Here is a 23,008-nt window from a genome sequence, read left to right as displayed (position 1 = left end):
CCTGTTCCGGCAGGCCCGCGCGGGGGTTGGCCCGGGTCTTGATCACCTGGGCGCCGCGCTTCAGGTTGACGCGGGTGAGGTATGCAAGGTCCGCCGGTTCGGTAACTCCCCCGGACAGGGATGCGAGCGGTGCAAGGTCCGGATCTGCGAGGAGGGAGTCGCCCAGTTCGGGTGAAATGAACAGCCCAGCCGGGCTCATCCGGGGCGAAGCGCCGGCGGCCCAGGCTGGCAGGGCAGCGAGGGCGATGTCCTGGTAGAAGCTGCTTGAACCACTCCTGACGCTGGTCGCTCCGCCCTGCAGGATAGCCCGCGCATCCGAAAGCGCGTTCGCATGGACATGGACGTCGATCAGGCCGGGAAGGACCCACCGCCCGGAGGCATCCACCATGCGGGCGCGGCCTGCAAGGGCAGCTACGGCGCGCCGTGTTTCCCCGCGGGTGCCTACCGCGGTGACCCTGCCACCTTCGAGCACGAGTACTCCGTCTTCCACAGCATCGCCCGTCTTGGGGTCAACTATGGTGCCGCCGGCAATGATCATGGGCGCGGGTGAAGCGGGGTGGCCGGTGCGGCCCGGACCTGATGGGCTCTCCACGGCCTGTGCCGCCGGGGCACCTCCCAGCTGGGCAGCAAGACTCGCCACCGAGATTCCGGCCAGGGCGGCCGCCCCGGCGAGGATGCCGCGGCGCGGAACTGCGGCGGGAGGCAGGGCACCAGGCGTGTGGTCGTGTAGGCACATATTTTTTTCTCCAATTCGAAGGTCGCTCGCGGAGGGAGCAGGGGCCCGATGGCAACGGGTCAACGTCGTGCTTTTACTGGGGTGGATGCGCTTCCCCGTCGTGTTGGCAGCCCTTGTAGGCATCCATGATAGCTCATTTGGTATACCAAACCAATAGTGACTGGGCGCTCAGCGTAATGGTTCAGGTCGTCACGAGACCCTGACCGGAGAGGCGAGTTCCGCACGCGGGTAGGCCGGCGGAAACAGCCCGTCAGGTGTCCTGCGCTGGACATCCCGCACCGAGTAGGCCCCCCGCATCTGGTCGAAGAGACGCTGCCCCTCGGCCCGCAGCGCCGCCAGGTCAATGCCGGGCAGGGCGCCGCCGACCACTACCGGCTCGCCGGCCACGAAGGTGTCCGTAACCTGGCGCGCCGTGCCGTTGAGCACCAGCGTGCGCAGTGGGTCTTCGACGACGCCATCGCCGAAGTGGCCCAGGGAGAGGACCGTGATGTCGGCCTGCATCCCGGGGGCAAGCCTCCCCAGGTCGGCCCGTCCGAGCGCACGCGCGCCGCCGATGGTGGCGGCGTCGAAGTAGTCGGCCAAGGCCCCGGCGTCCGACCTCTCCTCAACCAGCCGGGTTAGGTGCATGCCGACGTCCATGCCGCGCACCAGGTCCGGCGGAAAAGAGTCCGTGCCCAGGCACAGGTTGACTCCTGCGTCGCGGAAACGGTCGAACGAAACAAGCTGCTTCTGGTAGCGGAAGGATGTCAGCGGGCAGTGGACAATGCTGACGCCGTGCCGGGCCAGCAAGTCCAGCGGGCCTCCGGGAGCCGACGCGGCGGGGTCCTTGCCGTCAATCACGACACCATGCGGGATCAGCAGGCGGGTGCCGAACAGGCCGGTCGATTCGAGCAGTTCCAGGACTCCGCGGCCGGCGGAAGCCTGCAGAAGCTCGTCCTCGAGCGGGGACTGGAGGCAGTGGAGCCGGACGAGTGCGTCCCGCTCGCGGGCTATCCGCGCCGTCTCCCGCATGAGGTTTTCGGACAGTGTCTCGATGCGGCAGGGCAGCAGAACGCCGGTAACGAGCGGGTCTGCAAGGCCGTCGGCGTGGTCCATGAATCGCTCCGCATCGCGAAGGCCCGCAAGCCCGAGGGCTTCGTCGAAGTGGACTTCGCGGCCGCCTGCGGCGGTGGTGACATGAACCCCCGACCGGTAGGCGGGGCCGAGGTAGCCGCGCAGTCCGATCCGCCGGCTCGTCTCCGCCATGTCCACCAGCTCGTCGAGGCCTTCGGCCCAGGAACTGTGGATCTCGGAGGCGATGGGCATGAAGGTCGTAATGCCGTGCAGCGCGAGCTGCGCCAGGGCGAATTCGCGGACGGTGGCGCGCTCGGACGGCGTAAACACGTCCCGGCGACGGTTGGCGAAGTAGTCCTCCGACCAGAGATGGCCGGCGGCAACATCGGGGGCAGGCCACGAGTCAAGGATGAGGTGATCGATGTCGGCGAGGGCATCCAGATCTATCAGGCCGGGTACGACCAGGCTCTCGCCGTAGTCGAGCTCCTCATCGACCCGGCCGTCGTACTGGCGCCCCACGTAGACGATGGAATCTCCCTCGATGACCACTTCGCCGTCCTCGATGAGCGTGTGCCGCGTCCCGTCGAACCCCAGAACGTACCGGGCAGAGATCTTCTTGTACATGCGTGCCTCCTTGCACATGGGACCGGGGCGAACCGGCGCCGAAAAAATGTGACTTGCCTCTCAATGGACACGAGTATACAGTCATTTGGTATACCGAAAGTCAACTTCCGCGATGCGGAAGCCGATAATTTCCCTCCCCACTTCCCCTCGAAAGGCCTGCGTCATGCGCAATGAAGCGAAGACCACAGTCGGCCCCGCGCCCGCCTTACTGGACACGCCACCGGTACGTTCCTTCCGTGCCCGTCCCGCCATGTGGCTCACGATGATCGTGCTCTCCACCGCCGTCTGTGCTGTAGCCATCACGATCGGAACCCACAAGTTCCACCTCGGCCCGGCCGCCATCGTCCTGATGCCCATACTCTGGACCGTTCTCATCGGCGGATTCCTCGGAGTCCAACGATGGAAACCCATCGGAGGGCGTGCCCGCGCGGTGTCCACACACCTCATGGACGTGTCCATTGTTTTCTTCCTGGCCGGCCTTGGCACGCAAATTGGCCCGTCGCTGACGAAGTTCACCGGCCTCGGCCCCGCGATCCTCCTGCAGGAGGTGGGGCACGTGGTCGGAACGGTGATCCTTGCGCTTCCTGTCGCGGTTGCCCTGGGGCTGGGCCGCACTGCGGTGGGGGCCACCTGGTCGATCGACCGCGAGTCCTACCTCGCCTTCGCCATCCAGCGCTTCGGCGTCCGCTCCCCCGAGTACCGCGGCGTGTTCGCCGTATGGGTGCTGGGCAGCGTCTTCGGCGCCGTGTTTATCTCGCTCCTCGCCGGCCTCCTCGGCGGACTGGACTTCTTTGATCCCCGCGCCCTGGCCTTGGGCCTGGGACTGGGGTCCGCCTCCATGATGCTCGGTGGCGTCGGCGCACTGTCCATCCTGTATCCGGAAATGGCAGGCGAGATCATGGCCCTCGCTGCCCTCTCCAACCTCGTCACGAACATCGTCGGTTTCTACGCCGGCGTCTTTATCGCGCTGCCGATGTGCCAGAAGCTTTACAAGATGTGGTCCCGCGTCTTCGGAAGGGACGACCTCGGCCGCCGCGTCCGCCGCGGGGCTCTCGTTGGGACTGCGGCCGGAACCGAAGGGGGCGGCTCCGTCTCGGCACGCCCGGATGGGTCACTGGCAGACTCCGGCGAGGCCTCCGGAGTCGACACCGTGGACGTCAACGGCATCGAAGAGGATCCCGTTGTTGTCCGGACTCCCAGGACGTGGCTCCTCGCGTTCGCCGCGACCGGAGTGGCCGGTGTCCTGCTCAACGCCCTCGGCACCGGAACTGCCCGACCGTTGGATGTTGTCGGCGTGCTCATCCTGCTGGTTCTCACTGCCATCGCACTGGTGCTTGCGAAGCTCGTACCGGTGGTCCCGTCCAGCATCTGGGTCTTGGCCTTGGCGACCATTGCCTCCGCAACCTTCGTGCCCATCGGTCCGTTCATCGCCTCCAGCACGCAGCACATCAACGTGCTGTTTGCCGGCCTTCCCATGATCGCCCTGATCGGCATGTCGCTCGGCCGTGATGTGAAGGCGCTGCGCTCATTGAGCTGGAAGATTGTCATCGTCGCCCTGATGACCTTCACGGCTAGCTTCGTCGCTGCGGCAGTCATCGCGCAGGCTGCCTTCCATTTCTAGTCCATGCTGCGGCAGGGAAGGCACCGGTCCGATGGGATCGGTGCCTTCCCCTCCGTCGTTCACAGCCCTACCGTAAGGAATGATCATGCTCATCACCAACGTCCGCCCCTGGGGCGGGGACGCCGCAGACCTCGAGGTTCATGAGGGGAAGATCGCGGCCGTTCACCCGGCGGGGACCGCCGTCGGGGTATTTCACGGCGCCGGCGAGACAGTCGACGGGCGCGGGCGGATCGCCCTGCCTGCGTTCACGGATGTGCACGTGCACCTCGATTCGACCCGGATCGGGCTGCCGTTCCGGGAGCACACCGCCTCGCCCGGTGTGTGGAACATGATGCGCAATGACCGGGAAAACTGGCGCGGCACCCCCGTCCCGTACACCGACGTCGTAGCGGGAACGCTGGAACGAATGATTGCGCGGGGAACCACCCGTGTCCGTTCCTACGCCCAGATCGATGTGGACTGCAAGCTTGAGCGCTTCGAGGCAGTCATGGCGGCAAAGGAGCGCTTCGCCCACGCCGCAGACGTAGAGGTTATGGCATTTCCGCAGGCAGGCCTCCTTCTTGAGGACGGAACTGTCCCGCTCCTTGAGGAGGCCCTCCGCGCGGGCGCGACAACTGTCGGCGGCATTGATCCCTGCCAGCTGGACCGTGACCCCGTGCGCCACCTGGACATCGTCTTCGGCCTGGCTGCAAAGTACGGGGTCGACGTCGACATTCACCTGCACGAGCCTGGCCACATGGGGGTCTTCAGCGCTGAACTTGTCTTCGAGCGCACGCGAGCGCTGGGCATGCAGGGGCGCGTGTCACTGTCGCACGCTTACGATCTGGCCAACGTCCACCCCGACGTCACCGCCCGGCTCGTGGAGCAGATGGCCGAGCTTGACGTTGCCTGGGCAACGGTCGCCCCGGCCAGTGGAGGCACACAGTTCGACCTGGCCCGGATGACCGACGCCGGGATCCGTGTCGGTCTGGGCGAGGACGGACAGCGGGACTACTGGAGCCCCTACGGCAACTGCGACATGCTCGACCGCACGTGGCAACTGGCCTTTACGCACCGGCTGCGCAAGGACCGGCTGCTCGAACACTGCCCGGCGATCGCCACCATCGGCGGCGCGGCCATCATGGACCGCACCGTCCAACGGCTCACCAGCCCCGACGACAGACCCGGCCTGGCCCGCGGGGACCGGGCCGACATCGTCTTGGTCGACGGCGAGACCATTACGAGCACCATCATGGATCGGGGCACGGACCGCACCGTCATCCACGACGGCAGGCTCGTCGCCGACGAGCTGGCCGTTCTCCCAAACCCTGGCCCGTAGGGCCAGCAATCAGCGCAACAACCGCCTTCCCCTGGGAATCTGCACAGGCCTCAATGAAGCAGCGGGACGAACATCACAACCGACATTTTCTGACTTTGTATTGCGCCCGGCCCACTGGTCGTCCACACTGGCTACAGATCCGCAGGAGATTGCTTCCGCCGATTCCAGCCCGCCGAACATCTGCGGCCGGCAGCCACCGCCCCATCAGAGAATGCCGGGCAACCCCCCTCTCGAACCACCGCTTTCCGCCTCCCCGGCTATGCCCGGGCCCGGAAGCCTGTGCCCGACGAGAACCCGGCATATCCCGACGAGAAAGAGACCACCATGATCAAGCGCCACTCCGACGTCGTCCTGGAAGTCACTGCCCACGACCCGCACTCCGTCGAAAATGACCTGAATGCCGCCGTCGAGATCGCCCGTGAACACGCCATGAAGGAACGCCGCCACGGCATCCTCGTCACTCAGCACGGATACACCAGCTACACCGTCGCCGTAAGCCGCGATGTCCCCTACGGCCTGACCCATGAACGGCGCGAAGAGCCGCCGAACTCACCTACAGTGACCGGTCAAGGCCGCTGAGGGCGTTCGAGCGGCCAGCCTGATACGCAGAAGACATGGGATCGAAACCCCTGGGCCACCCTGGCGGCCCACACTGGACTCGAGCGCGCATACAGGGAGGAGCCCATGATGACCGCACATGCAGCAGTACGTTCCTGTTCTGAGCTGTCCGTCGGAGATCACATAGAAGCACAGCGGGACGGGCGGGTGCTGCACCGCGGCCCCGTGCTCGCTGTTGTTCCGGCGCTGGAGCTCTTCTGGATTTCGGATGCCAAGACTGGAACCCGCCAGCTCCTTGACCTTGAGATGCTCTCGGTCCTGCGCTGTCCTGTCCGTGCAGTCCCTGACACGGCGGGCCCTGACACGGCGGCGAATCCGGCGTGGGTGGACTTGTACCGGAACGGTCTGTCCAGCAAGAAGATCGCCGAACTTACCGGGGCCCCGCTGTCGGCGGTCAGTTACCACCTTTCCGCCGCCAGGACTGTGGACAGGGATTTGAAGACGGACCATGAGGCAGCGGCTGGCAAACCGGAGCCGGCTGCGCTGGCTGGCGTCATCCGCATGCACCAGGTGATCCAGATGGTCCGGGAAACGGGCCGCTACCCGTCCCGGCACTCTGACGATGCGCCAGAGCGAAAGCTGGCGGCGTGGCTGCGGCGCCGCCGGCGGGACGCCCGCGCCGGAATCCTTGCCCCGGGGCTCCGTGACGGGCTCGCCGTGCTGCCGGACTGGCAACGCAAACCCCGCGACGTGGCCGGTGACGCCATCTGGAGGGACCAATTGGCTGCGCTGGTGGCATATCGTCGGGACGGTAACGACTGGCCCCGCCGCAAGGCCGCCGACACAGAACAGGAACATGAACTTGGTTTCTGGCTTCACACCCAGCGGTTCAAACTGCGCCGCGGCAAACTCAGCTCCGAGCAAGCCGAAGAGCTGGATGCCGCGTTGCCTGGATGGCTGGCAGGACGGAAGCGCGGCAAGAAAGCCCGGGCCATCCCCTGAAAGGCGAAGAGATGGAGGACGACGACGGCGGCAGTGACGGCCGCCGTAGCGTGCACACGGGAAACTTGACCGCACCGCCCTGGGCAACACCCGCGCCACCACATTCTGGATGGCGTAAGGAATATCCCTGCGGTTCTGGCGCAGGTGTAGCACCTCCGGCGGTTGCGATGAAGCCGTTCGTCAAGGCAACGTTCTGACGCCGTTCACCGGCGATACACAGGCGGCTAAGGTCCCATTGCCTGAATGGAGGGGAAACAAGCCCCAAACCCCACAGGAGACACCATGACCCGCCCCTTCGCCACGTCCCGCCGCGGCTTCCTCGCAATTTCCGGCGGGGCGGTCGCGACTGCGGCCGTCTACGGCTTTTCCGCGGCGCCCGCATGGGCCGAGCCGCGCTTCCCGCAGAACCCCTTCACCCTTGGAGTGGCCTCGGGTGATCCGACATCTGAGGGCGTCGTGTTGTGGACCCGGCTGGCGCCCGAGCCGCAGGCCCCCGACGGACTGGGGGGCATGCCGCCGTACCAGGTCCAGGTGAGCTGGCAGGTAGCCACGGACCCGGAATTCCGGACCGTGGTCAAGGCGGGCCTGGAGACCGCCACACCAGACCTCGCACATTCGGTTCACGCTGAAGTGGACGGGTTGCGCCCGTCAGCTGACTACTGGTTCCGCTTCCGCGTCGGCAGCGAGGAGAGCCCTGTCGGCCACACCCGGACGGCGCCGGCGGCCGGCTCGGTCCCGGGCAGTATTGCCTTCGGCCTGGCGTCGTGCCAGTCCTGGTCCGGCGGCCGGTATGCCGCGTACCGCACCATGGCGCAGGAGGATCTGGACCTCGTGGTCCACGTGGGTGACTACACCTACGAGGGCAGAAACCACGAGACGCTGGCTGACTTCCGCAACAACCACGCCAAGTACAAGAGCTCGGTGGATCTGCAGGCCGCGCACGCCCGGTTCCCCTTCGTCGTGACCTTCGACGACCATGAGATCGAGAACAACTGGGCGGACGGCGTGTCCCAGCCCGACGGGGAGGCCTCCAACGATCCACAACGGTTCCTGCAGCTGCGGGCCAATGCCTTTCAGGCCTACTACGAGCACCTCCCGCTGCGTCGGCCGCAGCGGCCCACGGGCGCGGACATGGTTCTGCACCGCAGCCTGGACTACGGCAACCTGGCGAAGTTCCACGTGCTGGACACGCGCCAATACCGCTCGGACCAGTTGACAGAAAACTTCCCCGGCGGCCCGCAGCACCCGGACGTGTACGATCCCTCACGCACCCTGATGGGTGATGAGCAGGAACAGTGGCTCTTCCAGGGACTGGCTTCGTCCTCCGCCCGCTGGAACGTCATCGCCCAGCAGACGATGATGGCCCAGTACGACTACGACCCCTCGGAAACTCTTTCGGTCAACCACGACCAGTGGGACGGCTACGTGGTCTCGCGCAACCGGCTCACCAATTTCATCGACCAGCAGGCACCGGCCAACCCGGTGGTCCTCTCCGGCGACTGGCACTCCGCGTTCGTCAACGAGGTTCTGCTGGACCACGCCAACCCGGACTCGAAAGTGGTGGCCACAGAGTTTGTCGGAACCTCAATCAGCTCCGGCTGCGGCTGGGCGCAGGCGATCAAGAACGGCCTGCGCCCAGCACACCAGCTACATCAACCCGGACAAGCGCGGCTGGACCCGATGCACCGTGACCCCGGACGAGTTCCGCAGCGACTACCTCGTGGTGCCGTCGGCCGCTGACACCGCCTCACCGGCCATCGTCGACGCCTCATTCCGGGTCGAGAACGGTCGGGCGGGCGCCCAACGCGTATGACCCCGGGCTATTTCACATTGGGTGTGGTGCTGAACGGGGTGTCCCGCAGCAAATCAGAACGCCTCGTCATGACGCCACTCGCGTTCATCCTCGGAGCCCTCTATCTCACCCTTGCGGTGAACTGATGCAGGCGCCTCGGTCTTTAGGTGGTGGGGGCCAGGAGTCCGGCGGCTCCTGCGATCGAGAGTGCCGCTCGGACATGGTTGGCCCTGGTCCAGGGACGCTCATAGCCAGGCCACAGTCGTTCCTGATGGCCCGTGCCGTTCTGGGACAGGCGGCTGTTGAGCGGGACATTGATCAGCATGGTTGACGCCCAGCCCGCCAAGTAGGCCGCAGCTCCGGCGACCCTCAACGGAGACTGCGCTCGCGGGTCGATGGCCGATTCAACGACGACCGCCACACAGGCAGCGGCGGTGCCGAAGAACAGAACCATGAATGGCGGGCGCACAGCGTTCGCGTTTATCAATGTCATCGTCGCGACAGCTTCGCCGGCCGGCCTTCGGCGCAGCGCTGGCATCACTACTGCCGAGAAGGCCAGGTAGAAGCCGCCGACCAGAGCCGAGCCGGTCCCGGCGGCCGCCGGCAGCCAGCCACTCACAGCAGGACTCCAGTGGGCGTGTTCCAAACGCCGGTGCCGGCGGCGCGGGCCGCATAGGTGCTGAAGTCGGTGGGCTTACGGTCCAGGGCCTGTGCCATGTCGTTGGTCAAGGAGGCATTGCGTCCGTCAAGGATCTCGGTGAAAAGTCTCGCCAAGGGCACAGCTTCCTCAGCGGGAATCCCGTCCGGCGCAACGTCTGCCGCGAAGTCCTGGGCGCTACAGGTCACGAATTCAACTGGCCGGCCCATAGCGGCCGACAGCTCAGGTGCAGGTGCGGATGTCGTGGTCATGAGTTCAGACTGCCAGTCACTCAGTGGACGATGAATGCTTCATGCTCCATCAACCATATTTCATCGTCTAGAATTCGGGACATGGATCCCTTATCGGAGTTCCTCGCCGGGCCTCGGGCACGTGCCGCGTTCACCTTGCGCGTGATGATGGATCCGCCGTTTGCCATCGACGTTCATGACGGAGCCGCCCTGACCGTAATTGTTGCCGTCCAACGGAACGCATGGGTCGTCAGCCAGGGAGGCCTACCACAGCTCCTGAGTCCGGGACAGGCCGCGACCGTACGCGGCCCTGCCCCGTACTTCGTCGCGGATACCCCGGACCGGGCGCCCACCGTGGTGATCGGCCCCGGCCAGTCCTGCCGTACCCCGGCCGGCGACCATCTGGAGGCCCCGATGGCTCACGGAGTGCGGACCTGGGGCAATAGCGCCCACGGGGAAACGATCCTGCTGATCGGCACCTACCAATCAGAAGCTGCCGCCGGCCGGCTGGTCACCTCCGCGCTCCCGGCTCTGGCATTCTTCACTGAACAGGAAACCGATCCGGCCCTGCTCCGAATGCTCGAGCGTGAGCTCACGTCCCCCGGCCTGGGGCAGGAGAGTGCCTTGGATAGGGTCCTGGACTTGCTAATGCTGCACCTCGTGCGCGTCTGCGTCGAGCGCAGCAAGTTCGATATCCCGAGCTGGGCGGCAGGCACCCGCGACCCCGCGGTTGCCAAGGCTCTGACCCTGCTGCACGAGGAACCTGCCGCACCGTGGACGGTCGCAGAGCTGGCCCGGAGGGCGCACGTCTCCCGGGCCACCCTCGCTGCCCGGTTCCACGCCGCCGTCGGGCAGCCTCCGATGACCTATCTGACGGCCTGGCGCCTGGCCCTGGCCGCCGACCGGCTGGCCAGCAGCGCCGCCACGACCGCCGCCATCGCCGCAGAGGTCGGCTACAGCAACGCCTTCACCTTCAGCGCCGCCTTCACCAGGGCCTACGGCACCAACCCCACCAGCTACCGCCGCCCCAGACAGGCCAAGCCATCCCGGCATGAGGATGGGTCCACGCCGTAGTTGCGCGGTTCCGGCGGTTCGAGGCCGCGCCTACTCGAAGAGGTCTTTACCCGTGTATCCCTGGTCCGTCCGTCTGACCCTAAGTTGGATTACGACGATGACGGCCGCGCAAACGAGCGAATACACCAGGACAGCGGTCCAGCTCAGAGGCATGATGGTGGGCCAAAAGAGTTTGCCTGCCAGGAAGACGATGATGGCTATGAGCAGGGAGAAGGCCGCATAGCTCATGCCCGGGTGATATTGCCTGGTGGCAGCGTTGTCCGCAATGCCCGTTATGAGCCCGCTGATAAACCAGATGGCACCGTAGGCGGCTCCGGTGATGCCGGCCCCGAACTGGGCTCCAGTGACCACGAAGTGGTTGAGGAGCGGCAGAAAGACGAGAGTGCTGATCGTGTTGACGAGAATAAACCACTTGAGGTTAGTGCGAAGGATGACCTGTAAGTTCATGTCTGGATCCTCTCGATGATGTTCTGCACTTCGGGCTGCGAGAACGGTTGAATGTTCCGATATGCGAACTGCTCCAGGACTCGCCGACCGCGTTCGGAGAGCTTGTACAGCTTTTTCGGCGGCCCCGCCTGGCTGCTTTCAAGGCGTAGTTCCACCAGGCCGACGTCCAAGTGGCGGCGCAACTGGCGGTACAGGGTCTGGTCAGCTGGGTCGTAGGTGCCGTTGGTCAGCTGACTGATCCGGTTCTTCAGGCTTGCGACGTCGTACCATTCTGCGTCCAGCGCCACGAATGTCCAGAACGTCAGCAGGCCCTGCCGGAAGACGGCCTCCCAGTCCTGCAGGGTGCCGGCGAGCTCCTTTTCCTTGGCCATGCCAGTACTATACCCCGTGTACAGTACCGGCGATATAGTACCTAGGTTTTAGTACCTACCAGGTTTGGGTTTCCTGCCAAGATCGAGGATGACGTCGGGATGCGTGATCTCCATGGACGTGTAGAGGCTGTCTGAGTCCCCTGTCCTTTTGTCCTGCGACCACTGGGGAACCCCAAGGTACGTGCGGGCAAGACCGGTACCCTGCCGAAGTGCCAACACGGGATCCGCGTAAATGTGGGCCAGGAGCGTCAGTTCTTCCTTGATTCCGTGGCCGGGTACTATTCCAAGGCCCGGTCCGTGGGATGCCGGAAGCAGTTGTCCGTCGTGCTGGACGAAGGTCCGCGTTGCCGCTGTCAGCATTTCCCAGCCCCGTAGGGCGAGCTGCTTCTGCGACGCGGTTGGCTCCTGGAAGCCGGTATGTTTGGCCAACTGGCGGCGCCCGGCCATGTATCCCCCTGCCCGGCGCATTTCGATGAGATACCTGACGTGAGGGAGGATGGGCAGCAGTTCCTCCAGGAATGGGCTACCGAGGGCTTCCTTGGGCAGTGCCGACCGGCGGATGGTTAGCAGCCCGCTGGTAACGATCATGCCTGAAGCGGCAATCAGGCGGCAGGACCGGTCATTGGCGGCGGGATCAGTTGCCGCCCATTGTTCGAGAATTCCGCGTGCGCCTCCGGCGGGCGGCATCCCGTTCAGATGGTAAGCGCCGATGAGCATGCCTGCCTGGTGGTGGGCCGCGTCGAGGGCGCTGATCTTCGATGTGCGCAGGGAGACTTTAAGTCCCGCTTCGCGGGCGGCTGCTGTTGCCGTGCTGAGAAAATCGATGTCATTGGTCCGGAGGTTGAGCCAGGTGGATTCCTCCGCCTGCAGGCTGCCTATGCTTCGCCGGAGGTCGCTGGCATTGCTGACCTGGCGTTCTGCTTCGGTCCGCGGATGCAGGTCGGTAAGGATAGGGCCGCCACCGATGATTGTGCTGCCGACGCCGGTGTGCCGCGCACGGTAGAGCGCCTCAAAGCTGCTGCCGTCATCAAGCATGACGCCGACGCCGTGCCTGATGGAATTTTCGACGATGGCATCGGTGGCGGACGTCACCGCATCCATGGGGCTCTCCCGGTATCCCATGAGGGATACGCCGCCGTCAACGAGGGTCGGGGTATAGGTCCCTTTCGTCGCATCGCCGCCGGGTGTAGCGGGGACCACGTGGTAGCCGTCGAAGATCCGGGCCGTACCGGTTGCGGGGCCCTGTTCACTTGTCTTCATGCGCGCTGTACGCTCCGTGTTCTGAACTGTCTGGCGACCAGCAGCTGGTAGCAGAGGTGGGCAACCAGGGCGGGTATGACGCTGCCGGACAGCAGAGTGCCGGCCCCGAGAACCAGGCCGAAACCCAGCTTTCCGATAAGGGCCGGGATCCCGAATGCAATGTGATTGAGGCTATACAGGACCGCCTGCAGGACGAGTCCGGCGAGAAGGTCAAGCCCGGCAGGGACACACACCAGCAATATGACATACCGGTAGAGGAATTCCTCGGCTGCGACGGTGAGCATGGTCAGGAATGTGAACTGCGTTGGATTGGCGGCCATGGCCCTGACGGCGCGGAATGACTCGTCACGTGAGGGCATCTGGACAAACGCGAGACTCGCCGGCAGGGCGCCGATGCTGTTGGCCGCCGGCGCCCTGCCCCGGCCCCAGCGGACCGACAGCCACTTTTCCCCGCCAAATGCAGCCGCGCCGGCCGCGGTGGTTGCCACCGTGAGCATGAGGATGACCGGCCAGTCCGCAGCCGAATCAACTGGTGCCATCCCTACGCCCAGGACGGCAAGCGCCCAGAATGCCGCGGCCATGCACGACATTGCCAGGAGCACCGGCGAGGCGACGGGAATGATCCGCCGCCACCCCGGTCTTAGGGCAAGCGCCATGGTGGTCGCGCCGAGCACCGGCAGCGGCAGCAGCAAGATGGGAAGCACCTGATCCATGGACGGTGCTACTCGGCCTCGGCAAAAGTGATCTGGCCGAGCGGACCTACTCCCATGAGCAAACTAACGAACTTCGTGACGCCGTCGAGCTGGAGGAAGTTGTTGGCGCCTTCATCAAAGAACCCGGCGACGGCGCAACAGCCCAGGTTTTGGCCGGTTGCCACGAGGTAGATGTTCTGCATGACGGCGCCAAGATCGACGTGCGAGAAGCGGTACCCGCGCGTCTTGTATTTCCATGACACCTTATTTTCGTCATGCATGAGGACCAGTACGATCGGCGCGTGGAACAGCCACTCGGACTCGAAGGTAACTTCCTGAATGGCAAGCCTCATATCCCCGCGGTCCTTCAGGGTCAGGGCGTGGCCGACGGGGTCGTAGACATAGAATCCCTTCTCTAGCCCATCTACGCGGTTGACGATGATGCCGACCTGAATGGAGTTCAGGCCACCGATGCTCGGGTACCGGAACAATGGAACGTCCTTGATGCCGTAGCCTGCCTCTACCCCACGTTTTCCTGCCGCGTAGTGCAGCAGCGTCGACAGTTCTGTTTGGGACAGCGGCCGGTTTGAGAAGTTGCGGGACGACTTGCGGGAGTCGAGGACATCGCCGAGCCCGATTTCCAGAGTCTCTTCCGGTGCTGGCAGGGCCGTTGCCCCCGGCGCCGGGAGAATGTTGTGGACAAGTTCGGGCGGCATCTGGGTGCTTTGTCGTTGGGTCGTAAAGAATTCCGCGACAGAACGCACAAACACCTGCTGGATGACTTCAGCAAGCGTGGCATCCTTGTCGTGACGCGTAGTACTGACGTCGACGGCTGCCTGGATAACCTCGTAGAGGGCCTTCCGCGCCGGCTCCGGCAACTGCTCAAGCTGGTCCCTGGCATTAGCGAGGTCCGGGTCTGTGTTGATGCCGACGGGTGAAAGCGTCAGACTTACTGGGGTTCCGGTGGGTGCTGTCATTTTGAAGCCTCCATGTGGTGGTCCTGGGTAGCGGCGTCGGGGCGCAGTACTGGGGCCTTTGACATTGCCAGGATGGCCAGTGCGCCCCGGTCTGTTCCGTCGTTTCTGATCAGTCGATTCACATCGGTGTCCACGAAGTTTTCGACCAGCACCGGCCGCCACATCGGCGGCGGCGTGAAGCACGTCTGCATCAGCGCGCCAGCCACTATCCCGGCGCTGAGGCCTGCTGTGCGGTACGTCCGGTTGCCTTGGATAAAACTGGTCCGTGCAAATGCCCCCGTGATGAAGATGAGCGCGCGGTCCGGACCCGTAAGATCCGGTGATCCTGGTATGGCTTGGGACAGTTCGACCGTCTGTTCCTCGCTCCACATGGATTCGAAGATTAGCCGCGGCGCGCCAGGAACCTGTTTCCACAGCTTTCCAGCCGCGACCACCAGCACATCGACGGCGAAGAGTGCCGGCACCACGTAGGGAACCGTCCAGCATGGGGCCAGCACCCGCTCGAGTTCAGGTGCTACGGCGCGAAGGTCCGTGATGTTGTTGGACCGCTGCCGCTCCATTTCCTTGGCGCCTTCCATCGCCGTGTTGAAGTAGAAGTCCTTGACCGTCTTCACGGCTGCCTCCGGAAGCAGTCGTGTTGCCCCGGCTGGTGTCAGGCCGGAATTCACATGGTAGAGCTCGGATATGCTCCCCGCGGTGTCTCCCAGCCGGCTGGTGGCTCGCTTCACGGGATTGGGATCGAGCTCGGTCACTCCGAGGGGAGGCACAAGGGTCTGCTCCAGCATCCTGCGGAGCTCATCATCACTGGTGGACATTCTTTTTCCTTCGGGAGGTTCTTAGATGAAAGGGTGCCGCAGGTGCGGCTTGTTCTGGATACAGGCCGGGCATCGGGGCATTTGCAGCAGCTGTTCCCGAATGATTTCCAATCGTTCGAGATCGATCCGAAGAAACGACCCTTCAAGAAAGCTGCCCCGCCCGGAGGCATGCTGGACGATGGACGCCGCGGCGTAGCTGGCGGCCAGGTCGGCCGCGAACAGCGGGAGTGCCGTGACCATAGGAGCGCCCTGCAGTCCGCTCTTGTAGTAGAGGTAGTCCAGCCTGAGGGATCGGGCGGATTCGTCCATCGTGTCGTAGTCGTGGAAGCATCCGGTGTAGCCAGGCCTGAAGAGAGGACCCACGACAATCTCGGCACCGTCGGCATAGACGGCGTGCCAGGGACGGTCGGTCACCAGGGCCGCTTCGTTGGCATCGAAAAAGAGCGACATATTGGGCGTGTCGGATGCCACGATGGTCAGGTCGGCGTCCTCGAATGTCTCAGCCGAAACGTCTGTGGTCACTGCGGCTGTAAGACCGATGTCTGCAAGCTGGTCCCGGAGGCGGGAGGCGATCTTTCCTGTGCCGACGAGGTTTATGGATTTGGTGAGCAGATCCGCGACATTCTCGACGTTCATTCCCACTGTCAGGAATGAGTAGACGGCGTCTTGTTCTGAGACAACGACCTTCTGTTCGATGAGTGAGCGGGTCATTTCCTGCAGGGCCTCCGGGTCGGCAGTCATGGACCCATGCGCATCCGCGATCGTGGACGGCAGCGTGAATGCCTGCACCAGGTCCCCGAGTATTGCGCGGCGGGCATCGTCCTTGAGCCGACGCGAAGTCTTGGACCTGCTTCCGAACTTGATGACGATCTCATCGTCGGAACTCCTGATGACCTGCAGGGACGGATTGACGACGTAGGAAGACTCTTCGGGCGTGGTGATGGTCATGATTCTCCTTGGCGGAATAGTGGGAATGGTGGAACTACCAGCGGGAGTGCCGGAAGTCGCCGTGGGCCACCGCAGCGACGGTGCACACGATGATGAAGAGGCTGGTTGCGGTTGTGAGGCTGTTCCATAGCATCAGCTGACCGGAGGCCAGCCCGCCGACAGCGACGATCAGGGATAGGCAGCTGTACGCCATCGACGAGACGGCCCCGGTCCATTTGCGCATCAGCAGCCAGACGAATGACGAGGCAACCCAGCACCCGGCGACGATGTGGGCGCCGAGCTGGATTTCGGGCAAACCGGTCCATCCTCCGGTCAGGGCGGCTATGAGCAGGACCAGCCATTGGATAAGTTTTAGGCCAAGGAACGCGAGGGCTGTCTTCCAAGCCCAGGATCCGACCAGGACGCCGGCTGTCCGGTTCGCCTTCCTGTCGATTGATTGGTGGACGCTCACGTCGCTTCCCCCCTTTATGCGCCCGGTCAGGGGAAGGGAAGGGGGTCGGTGGTGAGGTCGGCGAATCCCAGCGGATCGTCGGACACGCCGAGGATGCGGCGGATGTCCCTGTATCGATCATGTCCGAGCATCGGCATGTTGGGCGGGAAGGCGGGAACCAGTTCGGGAATGATCACTTTCCGAAGCCGCACTTTGCTGAAGGTGGAGGGCGTGAAATCGAACGCCACCGGGTTGAGCCCGTATTTCCGGCAGAGCGCCAAGGCCTGTTGCAGGGAGGCCTCATCGTCGTCACTCTCCCAGGCCGGAAGCGAAGAGAGCTTGACGACCCGCTGGTCTGCGGGCCTGAAGTACCAATCCAGCTTCGCTTGATTGGCAGCGAAGCCATAGTACGGAACGACCTGGATGAAATTGTCGAAGTCTTTTGGCTCGGCATTTTCGCTGATGCCGAACATCCTCTGGTACCCGCCTGTCAGCTCCCACGACGGGGCCAAGGCCGGGATCCGCACCATGCGCTCCGCCTGGACAAGTTCGGACACCGCGCTGCGCATGGCTTCTTCAATATCCATCCCCACGCCGCCGCCAGCCAGATAGCCGTTTTCGGGGACGGTTTCATCCACGGCAATCACGGTGACGACAGCGACGTCGGAGATGTCCAGGATGTGGCTGAAAAACACCAGCTTGACCCCAGAGCGGGATGCGGAATCAATCCATTCTTTCAGTTTGGGGTTGCGGAATTCGCGGTCCAGTTCAATTCGCGCCGGCGGTATGCGGGCATACCAGCTGAGGTTGATGGCGTCGCGCTCGATAAGTTCGAGAATTCCGTGGTGGAGGGCCCGGGCGTCCGTGACATGCGTAGCCAGGCCTCCCGACGTGGAGAATCCGATTCTCGTTTCCTCGAACTGCATGACGTAGAAGAGATGCACGAGCTGTTCCGGAACCCAGGTCGTCTCGCCGTCGTGCAGTCCCTCACCAGCCACCCACGCCAGTTCTGTGTCAGGCTCCCAAGGGTCGCAAAGGAAACCCGGTTCAGAAAGCTGTTCGTCAGCACAAAGCCGCAGGCTTTCCGGGCCGATGGCGCGCAAACCCAACGCCTGCAGCTGCCGGTATGACGCCCGCCGTTGCCGATCGGGCGGGGCAATCTGCAGAGAACTCAGGCTCCCCAGCATGCGTTCGACGCCCTCTCCCAGGGTCGACGCAACTGTGTCAAAGAGGGTCAGCCCTTTACCGCCTCCATAGATCTCCCTGTCGAGACCGGCGGACGCCCCGCTCAGCCCCAGCATCCTCGACAGCGTGTGGTCCAGGGACATGGGCGTTGCTGACCCTTGGTAGCCGCCGATGCCGATCCCTGGCCTGAGAACCATGAGCAGATTCCGGATTTGTCCGAAGGGGGAATATACGGCGGTGAGATCGCGCAGCGCATCTGCGTCGTGGCCGGCCATCCGCGGCGGTATCCACGGAACTTTAGAGTTGTATTCGTCGACGCGCATTTTGTCCCCCTGGATGAATTGTTCAGTTGCTGGAGCGTTTGGTGAGATAGAGGCCGAGGAACCCGATGGCTGCTGCCACGGGTATTACGAGGAGCGCCTTCACAAAGGTCCCCTCGGGTATCTCGGCGGAGGTGTAGACACCGGTCAACAAGTCAAACCAGTGACGCAGCGGATTGAATTCGGTGATGGTCTGCAGCCACGCCGGCAGTCCTTCCAGCGGTGCTGCGGCTCCGGATCCGAAGAACATGATGAAGAAGAGTGCGGCGCTAATGGCCTGGGTGGTCCTGGATCCCACGTTGAGACTCCCCAGAAAGTAGCCCACGGAGCACAGCCACGCCAGCAACATAAGGTTGAGAGCGATGAATTCCGGGGAAATTATCTCTATTCGAAGGCCGTGAGCGAATCCGACTACAGCAATTATCAAAGCTGATGCCGAGGCAACAAGGAGCAGCATTGCGCCAATAATTGCCAAGGCGAAAATGACGCCGGGGAGGGGAAGCGCACGGTATCTTCGATCAACGCCGCGTGCCCTCAGTTCGGCAAAGTAGACCGGCATTCCCATGACAAGCAAATTCGCACCAACTGTCCCGATGAGAGTCGGAAACATGACATCAATAAACTTGACGCCAGGCTCAATGTGCTCATTTGCATATGGCGCACCGATGAAAAAGTAAATCACCATGGGGAAAGCCAAACTGAAGAAAATCGCGACCGGCTCCCGGAGAAGCAGCAATGTCTCCTGCCGAAACCATACGAACACCATTCTGAATGCCGATCCTGGCTTTGGTAGAGAAATTACTCCCGCGTCGTCGGAGGTTTTCGCCTGACTCATTACGCGGCTTCTTTCTTCGAAAAGAGGAAAAGGTCCTCCAGCCGGACGGGTCCACTCAGGATGTCCATCGCGCCGTATGCGGCCCCCAGACTCTCCCGGAGCAAGTCGATCCTCTCGCGGGCGCCGATGACCACCGTTTGGGCACCCGCGTTCACTGCAGGCAGCCGGGCTTCTCTGATCAGGGCCAGTGCCCCCTGCGGAGGATCCGTGATCCTCAGCCTCCAATCACCGCCGGCAGCTTCAAGGATGTCGGCGACCCGCCCGGAAAGGACTACCTCGCCTTCACGAAGAACTATGACGCGGTCGGCAAAGGCCTCGGCCTCCGCTAAGTCGTGGGTGCTGGCCAAGATCCCGTGGCCTGCTCTGGCAAGGGACTTCAGAAGAGTCCACAGTTCGGATCTGCCTTCCGGGTCGAGTCCGCTGGTGGGCTCATCCAACACCAGCAGCGGAGACCGGCCGATGCAGGCAAGGGCGACATCAAGCCGTCTCTGCTGGCCTCCGGAAAGTCTGTCAACGAAGGCGGATCTCTTGTTCGTGAGACCTACGGCTTCAAGGAGCTCAGATTGGTCTCGGGGGGCGGAATAGAGCGAACCGGCAGCGCGCAGGGCTTCATGGACCTTGAGCCTGTTGGGGAGTCCGGACTGCTGCAACTGCACCCCCACGGCAAAACGGTGCGGGCCTCCCGGGCGGACATGAAGGCCGTCAATCACGGCCGAGCCCGCCGTGGGCTTCCGTAGGCCGATCAGCATTTCCATTGTCGTCGTTTTGCCGGACCCATTCGGGCCTACCAGGACCACAATTTCGCCGGCATGAACCCGGAATGAAACATCTCTAACGGCTTTATGATCCCGATATGACTTGGCCAGGTTCCTGCATTCACCTATGACCTTCAATTGCTCCCCCATGCTGCGCGGTTCGGACTAGACGGGAGTGCGCACCAAGACCCCGGATATTCCGCGTGTGCGCACTCCCGCCGACAAAGGATTAGAAAACGCTCCAGCTGAATATGTTGAACCAGCACCAGCAGCAGCATGAACAACACCAGCCGCCAGGTGCTACCACCCCTTCAGCAGCAAAATGTTTTTCTTCAACCCGATCGATAGTAGTCAGCACAACGGTTTCCCCCCTTCCCCGCGTCCTGTGTGATTAACACACATGCTGAAGATAGCAAGAGGCGATTGATTTGGGAATAAAAACGATGGATAAAATATTGCGGGTTTTTTTCTACAGTGTGGTTAAAAGGCGGGCGGAGGAATAACGCCGTCGTCGACCGTCAGCTGGTGGCAGCGACGCTTGTCGGGTAGCCGCCTGGTCAACGACCTGTCCCACTGCCGCGAGCAGGCCGGCAGAGCCCAATGCCACAGCTGCCGTTACCAAAATGTGACTTTGATGCGTGGGTGGGTTAGCCTTTACCGGTGCCCCGGTTCCATGCGGGGCATTCCCGGGCAGAATGCCGAGCCCTGCCGCTGACCGGGATCCGTTCGCAAATACATCTGGCAGGGACGGGGGAACCACCTCTTTACCGGCCTTGGCATCCAAGGCCTTGGGGTTAAGTCCAGGCGCTCCGTTTTACGGAGGCAGGACCGGGTGACCTCCCACCCGAACCCGACAGCTCACCCCGCAGGCATGGGAGAGGCAATCCACCATGTCACGTAAGTCCATGTCAGCGCGCCACCGCGCCACCCCCACGACGTCCATCGCCCTGCAGGGCCTTTCGTATTCCCTCAAATCCAACGCTGCGTCCATAGCCAAGCCGGCAGCAGCAGCCGCCGCGGCATCCGGGCTGCTCTTCGGCGTGGGGGCACCCGCACATGCCGGTGCCTACGCCCCGGAGACACCCGGCACCACCAGCGCCCAGGTACAGGCCGCACCCCAGGCCCCGGCCGTACCCAGCCCGGCACCCGCTGCAGGGTCCGGCGTGGCAGGAGCATCACACACCGTCGCACCCGGCGACACACTGGGAGCGATCGCGGCACGCCACGGCGTTGCCCTTGATGCAGTACTCGCAGAGAACGGCCTCTCGCTGGCCTCGGTAATTTACCCCGGCGACCAGATCCTGATCCCAGGGCCAGGCCAGCCAGCAGCTGTACCGCAGGCACCCGCCGTCCCGGCAACGCCACAGGCAGCCCCTCCGGCCGCTCCGGCAGCAGCACCGTCCGGCATGGGAATCTACACCGCATCCTCGTCGGTCACGCCCGCGCCGGCTGCAGCTCCCGCCAGCGGCGTCGGCGCCGCCCTGGTGGCTTCGGCCCGGGCGCAACTGGGTGCCACGCAGGACTGCACCATCCTGGCGGAGCAGGCCCTGCGCTCCGTCGGCAAGTCGGTGGGAGACCTCGCTCCCCTGCAGTTCCACCAGTACGGCACGCCGGTGTCCGCCCCGCAGCCCGGCGACCTGATGATCCGCGCCGGACACGTCGGGATCTACATCGGCGGCGGCCAGGCCATCAGCAGTGGCATGAACGGCGTCAACGAAACCATCGTCCACCCGGCCTCCTGGCTCGGCGGCTCCACGTTCGTGCGGGTCAACGCCTAACCGAGGTCCGAGTACGCATACGACAGTGGCAGGTGCAGCGGCACCTGCCACTGTCGTATGTCTATGGCTGCACACTGGCCCACAGCGGGGCCCGTCCGCCCATTGATGCGATGACCGTCTTCATCCGCACCACTCCATGCGTCAACATCAGTTGACGCATTTTTCGTCCCACTCTCCTCCCTGCCTTTCCCGCTTGCGGCTCAGTCCTCCTTCATAATTGCTAGTGAGAATCATTTGCATTTATGCTGACGAGCGAGACACGCACATTGACGACGGAGAAGGAACCCAACATGTTCTGGCGACGAATGAAGGTGGCGGGCGCATCGCTCGCCACTGTTTTGATGATGGCGGGTTGCGCCGGGCAGGGTGCACCAAGCAGCCAGGCGCCGGAGCGGCCAGTGAAAGTGGTAGGGCCATTTGAGCTTCACAGCCTGGACCCGTCAACGGCCGGTGGCTTCTTCACTCGCCTGCAGGTCGCCGAGACCCTGGTTGATGCTGATACACGCGGCAACCTCCAGCCGGGGCTGGCGACCCGCTGGGATGCTTCTGCAGACGGCCTCTCGTGGCGGTTCACGATCCGTCCGGATGCCCACTTCCACGATGGAACGGCGGTGACCGCAGATGCCGCCGCTTCCGCGCTGCAGAAGGCCCGGGCGAAAGGCGGAACGCCGCTGTCCACCGCCCCCGTCACGAACATCACGGCTGACGGCGGGACGGTCCGCGTGAATTTGGCGAAGCCATTTGCACCGCTGGCAGCCGTGCTGGCCCACACCGGCACGCAGATCCTCGCCCCCAGCTCCTACGGACCGGGCAACGCCGTCACCAAGGTGGTGGGCTCCGGCCCGTACAGGGTCCAGCGGCTGGAACAGCCGGCCAACATCGAACTGACAGCCTTCGAAAAATGGCAGGGCACGAAGCCGGCCATCTCCACCGTCCAGTACCAGGCGGCGGGGAGGGCGGAGAGCCGGACCCTGATGGCCGAGAGCGGGCAGGCGGATGTCACGTTTGGCATAGACCCGACCAGCCTGCAACGGCTTAAGGGGACCAGCAAGGTGACCATCGAAGATGTCACCCTGCCCCGCACGATTTTGCTCAAAGTCAATTCAGGACACGAAATCCTTGGCGATGTACGCGTTCGGCGCGCACTGAGCATGGCGCTGGACCGAGAATCGATGGCTACAGCACTGCTCCGGGATCCCGAGATGGCGGCAACCCAGCTGTTCCCGCCCTCCCTCCCGGCATGGCACCAGCACTCCGTCGCCCCGCTGACGCACGATCCTTCCGGTGCACGCGGTCTGCTTGCCAAGTCCGGCTGGCGCCCCGGCGAGGACGGCATCCTGGAGCGGGACGGCAAGAAGTTCGCCGTCTCGCTGCGCACTTTCCCGGCAGCAACATATGCAGTATTTACAACGCCGAAAGTTCCTCATGAAGAAATGGTATCGTCTATTCACCAAACTTGGAATGCAGTATTCTCAGAGCGGTCCAATCGCTTAAATTAAAACTTTCTGTTGGAATAACCCTTTACTCAT

The 23,008-nt window shown here is 63.7% G+C and carries 24 protein-coding genes and 1 riboswitch; of the genes, 9 read left to right on the top strand and 15 right to left on the bottom strand.

Annotation, left to right across the window (positions count from 1 at the left end; genetic code table 11):
• Both AC3A3W_RS04720 and AC3A3W_RS04715 read right to left on the bottom strand, forming a co-directional pair.
• Positions 1–736: amidohydrolase family protein (locus AC3A3W_RS04720; protein ID WP_487440735.1), on the bottom strand; the 736-nt coding region annotated here is incomplete at its 3' end.
• Between the two features lie 189 nt (positions 737–925).
• Positions 926–2,413 (bottom strand): amidohydrolase family protein, encoded by a 1,488-nt coding sequence (locus AC3A3W_RS04715; RefSeq protein WP_487440733.1) that lies wholly within the window; start codon positions 2,411–2,413, stop codon positions 926–928.
• 163 nt (positions 2,414–2,576) lie between these two features.
• Here AC3A3W_RS04715 and AC3A3W_RS04710 point away from each other — a divergent pair, with 163 nt between their 5' ends.
• From AC3A3W_RS04710 to AC3A3W_RS04685, 6 genes are all read left to right on the top strand, one after another.
• The gene (locus AC3A3W_RS04710; protein ID WP_487440731.1) at positions 2,577–4,034 is read left to right on the top strand and encodes a DUF3100 domain-containing protein; all 1,458 of its coding nucleotides are present in this window, start codon (positions 2,577–2,579) and stop codon (positions 4,032–4,034) included.
• A gap of 85 nt (positions 4,035–4,119) precedes the next feature.
• Positions 4,120–5,352, top strand: a complete 1,233-nt coding sequence (locus tag AC3A3W_RS04705) for an amidohydrolase family protein (RefSeq protein WP_487440729.1) — start codon at positions 4,120–4,122, stop codon at positions 5,350–5,352.
• 279 nt (positions 5,353–5,631) lie between these two features.
• Positions 5,632–5,931, top strand: a complete 300-nt coding sequence (locus AC3A3W_RS04700; RefSeq protein WP_487440727.1) for a hypothetical protein — start codon at positions 5,632–5,634, stop codon at positions 5,929–5,931.
• A gap of 729 nt (positions 5,932–6,660) precedes the next feature.
• On the top strand, positions 6,661–6,912 hold the full coding sequence (locus AC3A3W_RS04695) for a helicase associated domain-containing protein (protein WP_487440737.1): 252 nt from the start codon (positions 6,661–6,663) through the stop codon (positions 6,910–6,912).
• A gap of 282 nt (positions 6,913–7,194) precedes the next feature.
• Entirely contained in the window at positions 7,195–8,652 is a 1,458-nt protein-coding gene (locus AC3A3W_RS04690) for an alkaline phosphatase D family protein (protein ID WP_487440726.1), read from the top strand.
• A gap of 69 nt (positions 8,653–8,721) precedes the next feature.
• A complete protein-coding gene (locus AC3A3W_RS04685; protein ID WP_487440724.1) occupies positions 8,722–8,850 on the top strand; it encodes a hypothetical protein in 129 nt (42 codons plus the stop codon).
• Between the two features lie 17 nt (positions 8,851–8,867).
• On the opposite strand, the gene AC3A3W_RS04680 is transcribed toward AC3A3W_RS04685, so the two are convergent.
• On the bottom strand, positions 8,868–9,323 hold the full coding sequence (locus tag AC3A3W_RS04680; protein ID WP_487440722.1) for an anthrone oxygenase family protein: 456 nt from the start codon (positions 9,321–9,323) through the stop codon (positions 8,868–8,870).
• Complete coding sequence (locus tag AC3A3W_RS04675; protein ID WP_487440720.1) at positions 9,320–9,613, bottom strand: hypothetical protein; 294 nt, start codon at positions 9,611–9,613, stop codon at positions 9,320–9,322. Before AC3A3W_RS04675 ends, AC3A3W_RS04680 begins: the two co-directional genes overlap by 4 nt.
• Positions 9,614–9,694: 81 nt before the next feature.
• On the opposite strand from AC3A3W_RS04675, the gene AC3A3W_RS04670 reads away from it, so the two are divergent.
• Positions 9,695–10,666, top strand: a complete 972-nt coding sequence (locus AC3A3W_RS04670; protein WP_487440719.1) for an AraC family transcriptional regulator — start codon at positions 9,695–9,697, stop codon at positions 10,664–10,666.
• A 30-nt stretch (positions 10,667–10,696) separates the two neighbouring features.
• Here the strand turns inward: AC3A3W_RS04670 and AC3A3W_RS04665 are convergent, their stop codons facing one another.
• Genes AC3A3W_RS04665 through AC3A3W_RS04615 form a run of 11 tightly spaced genes read right to left on the bottom strand, consistent with a single transcriptional unit; the run spans position 10,697 to position 19,851 of the window.
• Positions 10,697–11,113, bottom strand: coding sequence for a hypothetical protein (locus AC3A3W_RS04665; RefSeq protein WP_487440717.1), 417 nt, complete (start codon positions 11,111–11,113; stop codon positions 10,697–10,699).
• Complete coding sequence (locus AC3A3W_RS04660) at positions 11,110–11,484, bottom strand: PadR family transcriptional regulator (RefSeq protein ID WP_487440715.1); 375 nt, start codon at positions 11,482–11,484, stop codon at positions 11,110–11,112. The genes AC3A3W_RS04665 and AC3A3W_RS04660 overlap by 4 nt, the downstream gene beginning before the upstream one ends.
• A gap of 48 nt (positions 11,485–11,532) precedes the next feature.
• A complete protein-coding gene (locus tag AC3A3W_RS04655; RefSeq protein ID WP_487440714.1) occupies positions 11,533–12,744 on the bottom strand; it encodes a hypothetical protein in 1,212 nt (403 codons plus the stop codon).
• Entirely contained in the window at positions 12,741–13,457 is a 717-nt protein-coding gene (locus AC3A3W_RS04650) for a CPBP family intramembrane glutamic endopeptidase (RefSeq protein ID WP_487440712.1), read from the bottom strand. The genes AC3A3W_RS04655 and AC3A3W_RS04650 overlap by 4 nt, the downstream gene beginning before the upstream one ends.
• A gap of 8 nt (positions 13,458–13,465) precedes the next feature.
• On the bottom strand, positions 13,466–14,413 hold the full coding sequence (locus AC3A3W_RS04645; protein ID WP_487440711.1) for a SagB/ThcOx family dehydrogenase: 948 nt from the start codon (positions 14,411–14,413) through the stop codon (positions 13,466–13,468).
• Positions 14,410–15,228: a hypothetical protein gene (locus AC3A3W_RS04640; RefSeq protein WP_487440709.1), complete on the bottom strand. Its 819-nt coding sequence runs from the start codon at positions 15,226–15,228 to the stop codon at positions 14,410–14,412. The genes AC3A3W_RS04645 and AC3A3W_RS04640 overlap by 4 nt, the downstream gene beginning before the upstream one ends.
• Positions 15,229–15,249: 21 nt before the next feature.
• Positions 15,250–16,176 (bottom strand): TOMM precursor leader peptide-binding protein, encoded by a 927-nt coding sequence (locus AC3A3W_RS04635; RefSeq protein ID WP_487440707.1) that lies wholly within the window; start codon positions 16,174–16,176, stop codon positions 15,250–15,252.
• A gap of 34 nt (positions 16,177–16,210) precedes the next feature.
• Entirely contained in the window at positions 16,211–16,627 is a 417-nt protein-coding gene (locus AC3A3W_RS04630) for a hypothetical protein (RefSeq protein WP_487440706.1), read from the bottom strand.
• 26 nt (positions 16,628–16,653) lie between these two features.
• Complete coding sequence (locus AC3A3W_RS04625) at positions 16,654–18,114, bottom strand: YcaO-like family protein (RefSeq protein ID WP_487440704.1); 1,461 nt, start codon at positions 18,112–18,114, stop codon at positions 16,654–16,656.
• A gap of 22 nt (positions 18,115–18,136) precedes the next feature.
• The gene (locus tag AC3A3W_RS04620) at positions 18,137–18,946 is read right to left on the bottom strand and encodes an ABC transporter permease (RefSeq protein ID WP_487440703.1); all 810 of its coding nucleotides are present in this window, start codon (positions 18,944–18,946) and stop codon (positions 18,137–18,139) included.
• On the bottom strand, positions 18,946–19,851 hold the full coding sequence (locus AC3A3W_RS04615) for an ABC transporter ATP-binding protein (RefSeq protein WP_487440701.1): 906 nt from the start codon (positions 19,849–19,851) through the stop codon (positions 18,946–18,948). The genes AC3A3W_RS04620 and AC3A3W_RS04615 overlap by 1 nt, the downstream gene beginning before the upstream one ends.
• A gap of 562 nt (positions 19,852–20,413) precedes the next feature.
• A riboswitch (cyclic di-AMP (ydaO/yuaA leader) is annotated at positions 20,414–20,586 on the top strand.
• Between the two features lie 5 nt (positions 20,587–20,591).
• Here AC3A3W_RS04615 and AC3A3W_RS04610 point away from each other — a divergent pair.
• Both AC3A3W_RS04610 and AC3A3W_RS04605 read left to right on the top strand, forming a co-directional pair.
• Positions 20,592–21,479 carry a C40 family peptidase gene (locus AC3A3W_RS04610; RefSeq protein WP_487440700.1) on the top strand — a complete coding sequence of 296 codons (888 nt, stop codon included), beginning with the start codon at positions 20,592–20,594 and terminating at the stop codon, positions 21,477–21,479.
• A gap of 290 nt (positions 21,480–21,769) precedes the next feature.
• Positions 21,770–22,978, top strand: a complete 1,209-nt coding sequence (locus AC3A3W_RS04605; protein ID WP_487440698.1) for an ABC transporter substrate-binding protein — start codon at positions 21,770–21,772, stop codon at positions 22,976–22,978.
• Positions 22,979–23,008: the final 30 nt, after the last annotated feature.

Source organism: Arthrobacter sp. Soil_N43 (genome assembly GCF_057655195.1).
This window is presented reverse-complemented; position numbering and strand designations above follow the sequence as displayed.